This is a genomic window from Roseibium sp., from assembly GCF_965233565.1.
Lineage (GTDB): Bacteria > Pseudomonadota > Alphaproteobacteria > Rhizobiales > Stappiaceae > Roseibium.
This window is the reverse complement of sequence record NZ_OZ247494.1, coordinates 549248-563210: the sequence shown is the minus strand read 5'-3', so window position 1 is coordinate 563210 and position 13963 is coordinate 549248. Positions and strand designations below refer to the sequence as shown.

General features: G+C 59.5%; 7 protein-coding genes. All 7 read left to right on the top strand.

What is annotated here, in order from left to right; translation table 11 throughout:
• Positions 1-224: 224 nt before the first annotated feature.
• Positions 225-4364, top strand: coding sequence for a DNA-directed RNA polymerase subunit beta (gene rpoB / locus ACO6TG_RS02615; RefSeq protein ID WP_422376729.1), 4140 nt, complete (start codon positions 225-227; stop codon positions 4362-4364).
• Between the two features lie 91 nt (positions 4365-4455).
• Positions 4456-8655 (top strand): DNA-directed RNA polymerase subunit beta', encoded by a 4200-nt coding sequence (gene rpoC / locus ACO6TG_RS02610; protein WP_094071107.1) that lies wholly within the window; start codon positions 4456-4458, stop codon positions 8653-8655.
• 75 nt (positions 8656-8730) lie between these two features.
• Positions 8731-9024 carry a regulator gene (locus ACO6TG_RS02605; protein WP_422376728.1) on the top strand — a complete coding sequence of 98 codons (294 nt, stop codon included), beginning with the start codon at positions 8731-8733 and terminating at the stop codon, positions 9022-9024.
• 672 nt (positions 9025-9696) lie between these two features.
• On the top strand, positions 9697-10068 hold the full coding sequence (gene rpsL, locus ACO6TG_RS02600; protein WP_094071105.1) for a 30S ribosomal protein S12: 372 nt from the start codon (positions 9697-9699) through the stop codon (positions 10066-10068).
• A 12-nt stretch (positions 10069-10080) separates the two neighbouring features.
• Complete coding sequence (gene rpsG / locus ACO6TG_RS02595; protein WP_094071104.1) at positions 10081-10551, top strand: 30S ribosomal protein S7; 471 nt, start codon at positions 10081-10083, stop codon at positions 10549-10551.
• Between the two features lie 25 nt (positions 10552-10576).
• Complete coding sequence (fusA, locus tag ACO6TG_RS02590; protein ID WP_422376727.1) at positions 10577-12652, top strand: elongation factor G; 2076 nt, start codon at positions 10577-10579, stop codon at positions 12650-12652.
• A 46-nt stretch (positions 12653-12698) separates the two neighbouring features.
• Complete coding sequence (gene tuf, locus ACO6TG_RS02585; protein WP_422376726.1) at positions 12699-13889, top strand: elongation factor Tu; 1191 nt, start codon at positions 12699-12701, stop codon at positions 13887-13889.
• Positions 13890-13963: the final 74 nt, after the last annotated feature.

Genomic DNA, 13963 nt, shown 5'->3' with positions numbered 1-13963 from the left:
TGACCCGTTTCCGGGGCGAACGTCCCACTAGGGCATGGTGTTGCGGTTCCCATCGAACCGTCATGTTCTAGACCCCACAGACCGATCAACGCGTCTGCTTTTTGTGAGGTCACGACAAGCAGGTTGATCTGAGGGGGACGGTTTTCCGAAGCGCCCGGGCAGTGAGCCCGATTGGACAAGGGGCGTTTCGGGAAGCCGTTACCCGGCCGATACGAGGAGCGACAATGACCCAAACGTTCAACGGTCGCAAAAAGGTCCGTAAATATTTCGGATCGATCCGCGATGTCGCGGCTATGCCCAATCTCATCGAGGTACAAAAAGCATCCTACGACCAGTTTCTTCAGGTCGACGAGATGCAGGGCGGTGGTCGCAAAAATGAAGGCCTTGAAGCGGTCTTCCAGTCCGTATTTCCGATCTCCGATTTTGCAGGCACGTCCCTGCTGGAATTTGTTTCCTACGAATTCGAAGCCCCCAAATACGACGTCGACGAGTGCCGTCAGCGCGACATGACCTTCGCAGCGCCGCTGAAGGTGACCCTGCGCCTGATCGTGTTTGATGTCGATGAAGACACCGGTGCCAAGTCCGTCAAGGACATCAAGGAACAGGATGTCTACATGGGCGACATGCCGTTCATGACCGACAACGGCACCTTTATCGTCAACGGCACCGAGCGCGTCATCGTCTCCCAGATGCACCGGTCTCCGGGCGTGTTCTTCGACCATGACAAGGGCAAGACCCATTCTTCCGGCAAGCTGTTGTTTGCCGCACGCGTGATCCCGTATCGCGGCTCCTGGCTCGACATCGAGTTCGACGCAAAGGACATCGTGCATGCCCGTATCGACCGTCGCCGGAAGATCCCGGTCACGTCGCTGCTGATGGCGCTCGGCCTGGACGGTGAGGAAATCCTCAACACGTTCTACAACCGGATCGACTACACCCGTCAGAAGGACGGCTCCTGGCGCATGCCGTTTGACGGTGCGCGTCTGAAAGGCACCAAGGCGTCCTACGACCTGATCGACGCAGACAGCGGTGATGTGGTGGTCGAAGGCGGTCGCAAGATTACCGCGCGTACGATCCGCCAGCTCGAGGAAAAGGGCATCACCGCCCTGAAAGTGACCGACGAGGATCTGCACGGCCAGTACCTGGCCGAGGATATTGTCGATACCCAGACCGGTGAGATCTATGTGGAAGCCGGCGACGAAATCACCGGCAAGGTGCTCGAGGAGCTGGTCGAGCGTGGGTACCACGATCTGCCGATGCTCGACATCGACCACGTCAACACGGGCCCTTACATCCGCAACACGCTCAATGTCGACAAGAACGAATCCCGCGAGGATGCGCTCTTTGACATCTACCGCGTGATGCGCCCGGGTGAGCCGCCCACCATCGACACTGCCGAAGCGATGTTCCAGTCGCTGTTCTTCGACGACGAGCGCTACGACCTGTCCGCGGTCGGCCGTGTCAAGATGAACATGCGTCTTGATGTCGAGTGTGAGGACACCGTACGTGTTCTGCGCAAGGAAGACATCCTGGAAGTCATCCGTGTTCTTCTGGAGCTGCGTGACGGCAAGGGTGAGATCGACGACATCGACAACCTCGGCAACCGCCGTGTCCGTTCTGTCGGCGAGCTGATGGAAAACCAGTACCGCGTCGGTCTGCTGCGCATGGAACGTGCGATCAAGGAGCGTATGAGCTCCGTCGAGATCGACACGGTCATGCCGCAGGATCTGATCAACGCCAAGCCGGCTGCTGCTGCCGTGCGCGAGTTCTTCGGTTCTTCGCAGCTGTCGCAGTTCATGGACCAGACCAACCCGCTGTCGGAAGTCACCCACAAGCGCCGCCTGTCGGCCCTTGGCCCGGGTGGTCTGACCCGTGAGCGCGCAGGCTTCGAAGTCCGCGACGTTCACCCGACGCACTATGGTCGTATCTGCCCGATTGAAACGCCGGAAGGCCCGAACATCGGTCTGATCAACTCGCTTGCGACCTTCGCCCGTGTCAACAAGTACGGCTTCATCGAAAGCCCGTACCGGAAGGTGAAGGACGGTGCCGTCACCAACGACGTCGTCTACCTTTCGGCCATGGAAGAAGCCAAGCACTACGTGGCGCAGTCCAACGCCGTCTATGACGATGAAGGCCGCTTCACCGAAGAGCTGATCACCTGCCGTCACGCCGGTGAAAACATGATGGTTCCGTCCGACAAGGTCGACCTCATGGACGTTTCGCCGAAGCAGCTTGTCTCGGTTGCCGCAGCGCTCATTCCGTTCCTCGAGAACGATGACGCCAACCGCGCACTGATGGGCTCGAACATGCAGCGTCAGGCCGTGCCGCTGGTACGCGCCGAGGCACCGTTTGTCGGCACCGGCATGGAGCCGATCGTGGCCCGCGATTCCGGTGCGGCCATCGGTGCCCGCCGCGCAGGTGTGGTCGACCAGGTCGATGCGACGCGTATCGTTATCCGGGCGACCGAAGAACTCGACCCGGGCAAGTCCGGCGTCGATATCTACCGGCTGCAGAAGTTCCAGCGTTCCAACCAGAACACCTGCATCAACCAGCGTCCGCTGGTACGCGTCGGTGACCGGGTCCACAAGGGTGACATCATTGCCGACGGTCCGTCGACCGATCTCGGCGATCTGGCACTCGGCCGGAACGTGCTTGTCGCGTTCATGCCCTGGAACGGCTACAACTTCGAGGATTCCATCCTCCTGTCCGAGCGCATCGTGTCTGACGATGTCTTCACCTCCATCCACCTCGAGGAATTCGAAGTGATGGCGCGTGACACCAAGCTCGGCCCGGAAGAGATCACGCGCGACATTCCGAACGTTTCGGAAGAAGCGCTCAAGAACCTCGACGAAGCCGGTATCGTCTATATCGGTGCCGAGCTGAACCCGGGTGATATCCTGGTCGGCAAGATCACACCGAAGGGCGAGAGCCCGATGACGCCGGAAGAGAAGCTTCTGCGCGCCATCTTCGGTGAAAAAGCATCCGACGTTCGCGATACCTCCCTGCGCCTGCCGCCGGGGGTTTCGGGTACCGTCGTCGAAGTGCGCGTCTTCAACCGCCACGGCGTTGAAAAAGACGAGCGCGCGATGGCGATCGAGCGTGAGGAAATCGAACGCCTCGCGAAAGACCGCGACGACGAACAGGCAATCCTTGACCGCAACGTCTATGGCCGTCTGGCCGAGATGCTGATGGACAAGACCGCCGTTGCCGGCCCGAAGGGCTTCAAGAAGGACACGCAGCTGACCGGGGACGTTCTCAACGACTTCCCGCGCTCGCAGTGGTGGCAGTTTGCCACCGACGACGAGAAGTTCATGTCCGAGATCGAAGCTCTGCGCGGTCAGTATGACGACAGCCGCAAGCGTCTCGAGCAGCGTTTCATCGACAAGGTCGAGAAGCTGCAGCGCGGTGACGAACTGCCGCCGGGCGTCATGAAGATGGTCAAGGTCTTTGTTGCGGTGAAGCGCAAGCTGCAGCCGGGCGACAAGATGGCCGGCCGTCACGGCAACAAGGGCGTGGTCTCCAAGATCAACCCGTGCGAAGACATGCCGTTCCTGGAAGACGGCACGCATGTCGACATCGTGCTCAACCCGCTCGGCGTTCCGTCGCGCATGAACGTCGGCCAGATCCTTGAGACCCACATGGGTTGGGCCTGCCGCGGCATGGGCCTGCGCATCGGCGAGATGTATGATGAGTACCGCAAGACCGGTGAGATCGAGAACCTGCGTGGCAAGGTCATCGAGATCTACGGCGACAACCTGAAGGGCGACAACGTCAAGGAGTTCGACGACGAAGGCGTCGTGCGCCTGGCGGAACAGCTGAAAAAGGGTGTGCCGATCGCTACGCCGGTCTTTGACGGCGCACGCGAGCCGGACGTTGTCGAGGCACTCAACATCGCTGGTTACAAGCCGTCGGGTCAGTCGACCCTCTATGACGGCCGGACCGGTGAAGAGTTCGATCGCCAGGTCACGGTGGGCTACATCTACATGCTGAAGCTCCACCACCTTGTCGATGACAAGATCCACGCCCGTTCGATCGGCCCGTACTCGCTCGTCACGCAGCAGCCGCTGGGTGGTAAGGCGCAGTTCGGTGGCCAGCGCTTCGGCGAGATGGAGGTCTGGGCACTGGAAGCCTACGGTGCAGCCTACACGCTGCAGGAAATGCTCACCGTCAAGTCGGACGACGTGGCCGGCCGTACGAAGGTCTACGAGGCCATCGTTCGCGGCGACGACACGTTCGAGGCGGGCATTCCGGAAAGCTTCAACGTGCTTGTGAAGGAAATGCGGTCCCTGGGTCTCAACGTTGAACTGCAACGGACGGATGCCCCAGCGATTGCCGAGGAAGAAACTGCAGACGCTGCAGAGTAACCCCGGCAACGGACCAATATGACTTGGCATGCCGGTCGCGGGGAGGGGCAAGAAAGTCCCGTCCCCGGCCGCGCATCGAAGGAGATGGATCATGAATCACGAAGTCATGAACCTGTTCAATCAGCAGGCTCCGACACAGACCTTCGACAATATCCGGATCTCGCTGGCGAGCCCGGAGAAGATCTTGTCCTGGTCTTTCGGCGAAATCAAAAAGCCGGAAACCATCAATTACCGTACGTTCAAACCGGAACGGGACGGCCTGTTCTGCGCGCGTATCTTTGGCCCGATCAAGGACTACGAATGTCTTTGCGGCAAATACAAGCGCATGAAATACAAAGGTGTTATCTGTGAAAAGTGTGGCGTTGAAGTCACCTTGTCGCGGGTTCGCCGTGAGCGCATGGGCCACATCGAACTGGCCGCGCCGGTTGCGCATATCTGGTTCCTGAAGTCCCTGCCGAGCCGCATCGGTCTGCTGCTCGACATGACGCTGAAGGATCTGGAGCGCGTTCTTTATTTCGAGAACTATGTGGTTCTGGAGCCGGGCCTGACCCCGCTCAAGCAGCACCAGCTGCTCTCGGAAGAGGACTTCGTTGCCGCTCAGGACGAATATGGCGAAGATGCTTTCACCGCCATGATCGGCGCGGAAGCAATCCGCGAGATCCTGATGAGCATGGATCTTGAGCGCGAATCCGAAAAGCTGCGCCAGGAAATCGCCGAGGCGACCACCGAGCTGAAGCCGAAGAAGCTGGCCAAGCGCCTGAAGGTCATCGAAGCTTTCATGGAATCCGGTAACCGCCCGGAATGGATGATCATGACCGTGGTGCCGGTGATCCCGCCGGATCTGCGTCCGCTTGTTCCGCTGGACGGCGGCCGTTTCGCGACCTCGGACCTGAACGATCTCTACCGCCGCGTGATCAACCGGAACAACCGTCTGCGCCGCCTGATGGAACTGCGTGCTCCGGACATCATCATCCGGAACGAGAAGCGTATGCTTCAGGAGTCCGTTGACGCCCTGTTCGACAACGGCCGCCGCGGCCGTGTCATTACCGGTGCCAACAAGCGTCCGCTGAAGTCGCTGTCCGACATGCTGAAAGGCAAGCAGGGCCGCTTCCGTCAGAACCTGCTCGGCAAGCGCGTCGACTATTCCGGCCGTTCGGTCATCACCGTGGGTCCGGAACTGAAGCTGCACCAGTGTGGTTTGCCGAAGAAGATGGCGCTTGAGCTGTTCAAGCCGTTCATCTACTCGCGCCTCGACGCCAAGGGTTTCTCGTCCACGGTCAAGCAGGCGAAGAAGCTGGTTGAGAAGGAACGTCCGGAAGTCTGGGATATTCTCGACGAGGTGATCCGCGAGCACCCGGTTCTTCTGAACCGCGCGCCGACGCTTCACCGCCTCGGTATCCAGGCGTTCGAACCGACCCTGATCGAAGGCAAGGCCATCCAGCTGCATCCGCTCGTCTGCTCCGCGTTCAACGCCGACTTCGACGGTGACCAGATGGCTGTTCACGTGCCGCTGTCGCTGGAAGCCCAGCTGGAAGCGCGGACGCTGATGATGTCGACGAACAACATTCTGCACCCGGCAAACGGTGGTCCGATCATCGTGCCGTCGCAGGATATCGTTCTCGGTCTCTACTATCTCTCGATCATGGCGGAAGGCGAGCCGGGCGAAGGCATGGCCTTCTCCGATATCGGCGAGATCCATCATGCGCTGGCCAACAAGGTCATCACGCTGCACACCAAGATCAAGGGCCGTTTCCGCTCTGTCGACGCCGAGGGCAACCCGACGTCGGAGATCATCGAAACCACCCCTGGCCGGATGCTGATCGCGGAACTTCTGCCGAAGCACCACGAAGTGCCGTTCGAGGTCTGCAACAAGCTGATGACCAAGAAGGACATCTCCAAGATGATCGACACGGTTTACCGTGCCTGCGGTCAGAAGGAGACGGTCATCTTCTGTGACCGGATCATGCAGCTTGGCTTCAAGAATGCCTGTAACGCCGGCATTTCCTTCGGCATGGACGACATGGTCATCCCGGACACCAAGCAGAAGCTGGTGGCCGAAACCGCGTCGCTCGCAACCGAATACGAGCAGCAGTACAATGACGGTCTGATCACCCAGGGCGAGAAGTACAACAAGGTTGTCGACGCCTGGGCGAAATGTACCGACAAGATCGCCGACGAGATGATGGCCCGCATTAAGGCGGTCCAGGTCGACGAGGAGAGCGGACGCCAGAAGCCGATGAACTCGGTCTACATGATGTCCCACTCCGGTGCCCGTGGTTCGCCCCAGCAGATGAAGCAGCTGGCCGGCATGCGCGGCCTGATGGCCAAGCCGGACGGCTCCATCATCGAGAACCCGATCATCTCGAACTTCAAGGAAGGCCTGTCGGTTCTGGAGTACTTCAACTCCACACACGGTGCCCGTAAGGGTCTGGCTGACACCGCCTTGAAGACCGCGAACTCCGGTTACCTGACCCGCCGTCTGGTGGACGTTGCCCAGGATTCCATCATCCTTGAACCGGATTGTGGCTCCGAGCGCGGCATCACCGTAGCGCCGATCGTCGATGCCGGTAACGTCATTGCCTCTCTGGGCATGCGCGTTCTCGGCCGCACGACCGCTGAAGACGTCATCAACAACCAGACCGGCGAAGTGCTGGTGCCGAAGGGCACGCTCATCGACGAGAAGGACGTTGATGCCATCGAGGCCGCCAAGGTGCAGCAGATCAAGATCCGTTCGGTTCTGACCTGTGAAACCGAGACCGGCGTCTGTGCGACCTGTTACGGTCGTGACCTGGCCCGCGGTACGCCTGTGAACATGGGTGAAGCTGTCGGCGTCATCGCCGCGCAGTCCATCGGTGAGCCGGGCACGCAGCTGACCATGCGTACCTTCCACATCGGTGGTACGGCGCAGGTTGTCGACAGCTCGTTCATCGAGTCCAATGTCGACGGCACGATCAAGATCCGGAACCGGTCGGTCAATCGCGACAGCGAAGGCAACCTGGTTGCCATGGTCCGCAACATGTCCATCGTTGTCATCGACAGCGACGGCAACGAGCGTGCCGTGCACCGTGTCGCCTACGGCTCCAAGCTGCATGTCGACGAGGGCGACAGCGTCAAGCGCGGCCAGCGCATCGCGGAATGGGATCCTTACACCCGTCCGATGCTGGCCGAAGTCGACGGTGTCGTGGACTTCGAAGACCTGGTCGATGGTCAGTCCGTTCAGGAAACGGCCGACGAGGCAACTGGTATCACCAAGCGTGTCGTCATCGACTGGCGTTCCTCGCAGCGCGGTGCCGATCTGAAGCCGGCCATCGTCATCAAGGACGCCAAGGGCGCGGTCTCCAAGACCGATCGCGGCTCCGATGCTCGCCTGATGCTGTCCGTTGACGCGGTTCTCTCGGTTCAGCCGGGGGCCACGGTCAAGGCTGGTGATGTTCTGGCGCGTATTCCGCTGGAAAGCGCCAAGACCAAGGACATCACCGGTGGTCTGCCGCGCGTTGCGGAACTGTTCGAGGCTCGCCGTCCGAAGGATCACGCGATCATCGCTGAAATCGATGGTACGATCCGCTTCGGCCGCGACTACAAGAACAAGCGCCGCATCATCATCGAGCCGGCGGAAGAGGGCGTCGAGCCCGTCGAATATCTCATCCCGAAAGGCAAGCATTTCCACCTTCAGGAAGGCGATGCCATTGAAAAGGGTGAGTATATCCTCGACGGCAACCCGGCACCGCATGACATCCTGGCGGTCAAGGGCGTGGAAGCGCTCGCCGCATATCTCGTCAACGAGATCCAGGAAGTCTACCGCCTGCAGGGCGTGACCATCAACGACAAGCACATCGAAGTGATTGTCCGCCAGATGCTGCAGAAGATCGAGATTACCGATCCGGGCGACACGGAGTTCTTCTCCGGCGAGCAGATTGACAAGCTCGACTTCGAGGAAGCCAACCGCAAGGCGATCGACAACGCACGCGATCCTGCCAAGGGTGTTCCGGTTCTGCTCGGTATCACCAAGGCATCGCTGCAGACCCGTTCGTTCTTCTCTGCCGCCTCCTTCCAGGAGACGACCCGCGTCCTCACCGACGCTGCGGTCAACGGCAAGACCGACCCGCTGGTCGGCCTGAAGGAAAACGTGATTGTCGGCCGTCTGATCCCGGCCGGTACCGGTGGGGTCATGAAGCGCATCCGCCAGATTGCAACGCACCGCGACGACCTGATCCAGGAAGCGCAGCGCCAGCAGTCTTCGGACAGCGCCGAAGAAGGCCTCCTGGAAGACATGACGGGTGCAGCCGAATAATCGGTACATCCTTGAAAGTTCGGAAGGCCGCCCTCGGGCGGCCTTTCTTGTATCAAGAGCTGGAAGGGGAAACCCATGAACGACAATGACCTTGAACTCGACCCGACCGTTTACATCGTGATTGGCCGGGTCTGGGAAGGTGAAGACGCTTCTCCGGAATCGGCCATCACCATCCACGCGCTGCTGATGGCGCCCGATGACGACGATGCCGTGCGCAAGACACTGGAGTCCCTGTCTGCGCAAGGTTTTGCGGAAGCGGAACTCGATCAGATCGGTGTCATGGACGGCGAACCGGATGATCCGGTCTATGAGGGTGCCTATCAGGATGCGCTTGCCGGAAATGTTGCGATCGTGACCTTCACCGAATAGCGGCGCCGCGTTGCTGCTCGACCCGGAAGGCAGTTCTGCGGTGAGGGACTGGCTGCAATGCGTTTTCGCACCAGCTGGCACCTTGGACCGGCGAATGGGCAGGGGAGATCGGGCCGCTCCTGGAATCAGGCCGTTATTTCAAGGAGCAAGATGAGTCGACGATCGGTCGGACTGATCAGTATTGATCCAATTTGACTGACCTGATTCAGACTTGGTTCAGACTTGTGACGTGCGGAAGAATCTGCCTGCGAAATATTGTTTCAAAAACAGCGTCACAAACCTGTCGTAAAGTTGCGTATCTGTCGGAAAACGTTCCGGAAATTTGGATTGCCAAAGCGTAACGCGCAGAAACGCGGTTTTTTGGACAAAGCACTTGACGCAAAGGGTGCATATGAGTAGGTTCCGCGCATCCCAAGGGCAGGCGGTAAGAGTGAAGCCGTCCAGCGCTGAACAAGGCGCAGGACCAAGTCCTCTTAAACGCTGCCGGGTTACATAGGCGAATACGCGTCGATTGCATGACCGCGAGGCAACTCGTGGTCCTCTGGTTTTTCGCAGCGCCTGCCGCTCTTTTCTGAGCGCGCGGGCGCGATTTTGCATGCTTGATGGCTTGCGGATCAGCGGAGGACTGCAGTTGCATACGAATTTTTGGATGGACAAGGTAAAGGGCACAGAATGCCGACCATCAACCAGTTGATCCGCAACCCGCGGAAAGTTCCGGCGAAGCGGAACAAGGTGCCGGCCATGGAGGCCTGCCCGCAGAAGCGTGGTGTTTGCACCCGCGTTTACACGACGACGCCGAAGAAGCCGAACTCGGCTCTGCGTAAGGTGGCCAAGATCCGCCTGACCAACGGCTTCGAAGTCATTGGCTACATCCCGGGTGAAGGTCACAACCTTCAGGAACACTCGGTGGTGATGATCCGCGGCGGCCGCGTCAAGGATTTGCCGGGTGTGCGCTACCACATCATCCGTGGTGTGCTTGACACCCAGGGCGTTAAAGATCGTAAGCAGCGTCGTTCGAAATACGGCGCCAAGCGGCCGAAGTAAGGAGCACGTCAGATGTCCCGTCGTCACCGCGCAGAAAAACGCGAAATCAACCCGGATCCGAAGTTCGGGGATATTGTCGTCACCAAGTTCATGAACTCCATCATGTATGACGGCAAGAAGTCTACCGCCGAGCGCATCGTCTACGGTGCCTTCGACGTAGTCGAAAACAAGACCCGTGAGAACCCGATCGAGGTGTTCCACGCTGCTCTTGAGAACGTCATGCCGCAAGTGGAAGTTCGGTCCCGCCGTGTTGGTGGTGCGACCTACCAGGTTCCGGTTGAGGTTCGCACCGATCGCCGTCAGGCGCTCGCAATCCGTTGGTTGATCGCCGCAGCGCGCAACCGCAATGAAACCACGATGGTTGACCGTCTCTCCGGCGAACTGCTCGATGCAGCAAACAACCGTGGTACCGCAGTTAAGAAGCGCGAAGACACGCACCGGATGGCCGACGCCAACCGCGCATTCTCGCACTATCGCTGGTAATAAGTTACTTCGAAGGGCTGACGCTATGTCGCGCACGCATAATATCGAGGACTACCGCAACTTCGGCATCATGGCTCACATCGATGCCGGTAAGACGACGACCACCGAGCGGATCCTCTACTACACGGGTAAGAGCCACAAGATCGGCGAAGTTCATGACGGCGCAGCCACCATGGACTGGATGGAGCAGGAGCAGGAGCGTGGCATCACGATCACCTCTGCTGCGACCACCGCTTTCTGGAAAGAAAAGCGCCTGAACATCATCGACACCCCGGGCCACGTTGACTTCACGATTGAAGTTGAGCGTTCCCTGCGTGTACTCGACGGTGCCGTCGCTCTTCTGGACGCCAACGCTGGCGTTGAGCCGCAGACCGAAACTGTCTGGCGTCAGGCCGACAAGTACAACGTCCCGCGGATGATCTTCGTCAACAAGATGGATAAGCTGGGCGCCGATTTCGACCGTTGTGTCGAGATGATCCGCAAGCGCCTCGGCTGCACGCCGCTGGTCATGCAGCTGAATGTCGGTGCCGAGAGCGAATTCGCCGGCGTTATCGACCTTCTGGAAATGAAGGCCCTGATCTGGCAGTCGGAAAACCTGGGCGCTGCCTGGGACGTTGTCGACATCCCGGCCGATCAGGTTGACCGTGCTCAGGAAGCACGCGATGCGCTGATCGAAACCGTTGTCGAAATCGACGAAGCAGCCATGGAAGCCTACCTGGAAGGTGAAGAGCCCTCCATGGAGACGATCAAGAAACTGATCCGCAAGGGCACCATCAACAACGACTTTGTTCCGGTATTCTGCGGTTCCGCGTTCAAGAACAAAGGCGTTCAGCCGCTGCTCGACGCTGTTGTCGACTACCTGCCGAGCCCGGTCGAGGTTCCTGCCATTAAGGGCATCGATCCGAAAACCGAAGGCGAAGTCGAGCGTAAATCCTCTGACGACGAGCCGCTCGGCCTCTTGGCATTCAAGATCGCGAACGACCCGTTTGTCGGCTCCCTGACGTTCTGCCGCATCTACTCCGGTGTCCTGAACAAGGGCGTGTCCCTGCTCAACACCGTGAAAGACAAGCGTGAGCGCGTCGGCCGGATGATGCAGATGCACTCCAACTCCCGTGAAGACATCGACGTGGCCTATGCAGGCGACATCGTTGCTATCGCGGGCCTCAAGGACACCACGACCGGCGACACCCTGTGTGACCCGCTGAAGCCGGTGATCCTGGAGCGCATGGAATTCCCTGAGCCGGTGATCGAGATCGCCGTTGAGCCGAAGACCAAAGGCGACCAGGAAAAGATGGGCCTCGCGCTCAACCGCCTGGCTGCTGAAGATCCGTCCTTCCGCGTCAAGACAGACGAAGAATCCGGTCAGACCATCATCGCCGGCATGGGCGAACTGCACCTGGACATCATCGTCGACCGCATGAAGCGCGAATTCAAGGTCGAGGCCAACATCGGTGCGCCGCAGGTTGCTTACCGTGAAACCATCACCAAACAGGCTGAAGTGGATTATACCCACAAGAAGCAGTCCGGTGGTTCTGGCCAGTTCGCCCGCATCAAGCTCACCATCGAGCCCGCTGAGCCGAATGAAGGCTATGTGTTCGAGAGCAAGATTGTCGGTGGTAACGTTCCGAAGGAATACATCCCGGGCGTGACCAAGGGTATCGAAAGCGTTATGTCGTCCGGTCCTATCGCCGGCTTCCCGATGCTGGATATCAAGGCGATCCTGACCGACGGTGCATACCACGACGTTGACTCCTCTGTGCTCGCCTTCGAAATCGCCGGCCGTGCCGGCTTCCGCGAAGCGATCCAGAAGGCCGGCCCGAAACTGCTCGAGCCGATCATGAAGGTCGAGGTTGTTACCCCGGAAGACTACATGGGTGATGTGATTGGTGACCTGAACTCCCGCCGCGGCCAGATCGCAGGTACGGAAAACCGGGGCATCGTGACTGTCATCACCGCAATGGTGCCGCTGGCCAACATGTTTGGTTACGTGAACAACCTGCGTTCCATGTCCCAGGGCCGCGCGCAGTACTCGATGGTGTTCGATCACTACGAGCAGGTGCCGCAGGCTGTCGCCGAAGAGGTTCAGGCGAAATACGCCTGATCCCACCTCTTGAAGTCAAAAAGAATTAGAGAAACGGAGTAATCCGATGGCGAAAGAAAAGTTTGAGCGCAATAAGCCGCACGTTAACATTGGCACGATTGGCCACGTTGACCACGGCAAGACCACGCTGACCGCTGCAATCACCATGACGCTGGCTGAAGCCGGTGGTGCTGAAGCGAAAGCCTATGATGAGATCGATGGCGCGCCGGAAGAAAAGGCACGCGGCATCACCATCTCCACGGCACACGTTGAGTATGAGACGGACAACCGTCACTACGCCCACGTCGACTGCCCGGGCCACGCTGACTACGTGAAGAACATGATCACCGGTGCTGCCCAGATGGACGGCGCGATCCTGGTGTGTTCTGCCGCAGACGGCCCGATGCCGCAGACCCGTGAGCACATCCTGCTTGCCCGTCAGGTCGGCGTTCCGGCTCTGGTTGTCTTCATGAACAAGGTCGACCAGGTCGACGATGAAGAGCTGCTTGAGCTGGTTGAGATGGAAATCCGCGAGCTGCTGTCTTCCTACGAGTTCCCGGGCGACGACATTCCGATCGTCAAGGGTTCTGCTCTGGCAGCCGTTGAGAACCGCGATGCGGCCATCGGCCGTGACGCGATCCGTGAGCTGATGGCTCAGGTAGACGACTACATCCCGACGCCTGAGCGTCCGAAGGATCAGCCGTTCCTGATGCCGATCGAAGACGTGTTCTCGATCTCCGGCCGCGGTACCGTTGTGACCGGCCGTGTTGAGCGCGGTGTGATCAACGTGGGTGAAGAAGTCGAGATCGTCGGCATCAAGGACACCACCAAGACCACCGTTACCGGTGTTGAAATGTTCCGCAAGCTGCTGGACAGCGGTGAAGCAGGCGACAACATCGGCGCCCTGATCCGCGGCATCGGCCGCGAGGACGTTGAGCGTGGCCAGGTTCTGTGTAAGCCGGGTTCTGTGACCCCGCACACGAAGTTCAAGGCCGAGGCTTACATCCTCACCAAGGAAGAAGGTGGTCGTCACACCCCGTTCTTCACCAACTACCGCCCGCAGTTCTACTTCCGTACGACGGACGTGACCGGTGTGGTGTCCCTGCCGGAAGGCACGGAAATGGTGATGCCGGGCGACAACGTCTCCGTTGACGTTGAGCTGATCGTGCCGATCGCCATGGAAGAAGGCCTGCGCTTCGCTATCCGCGAAGGTGGCCGTACCGTCGGCGCCGGCGTCGTCGCATCCATCATCGAATAATCGACAGCCGGGCCTGCCGGCGAAACTGAATTTGGTTACGCGGGCAGGCCCGCAGATTTGTTGGGAACAATAAC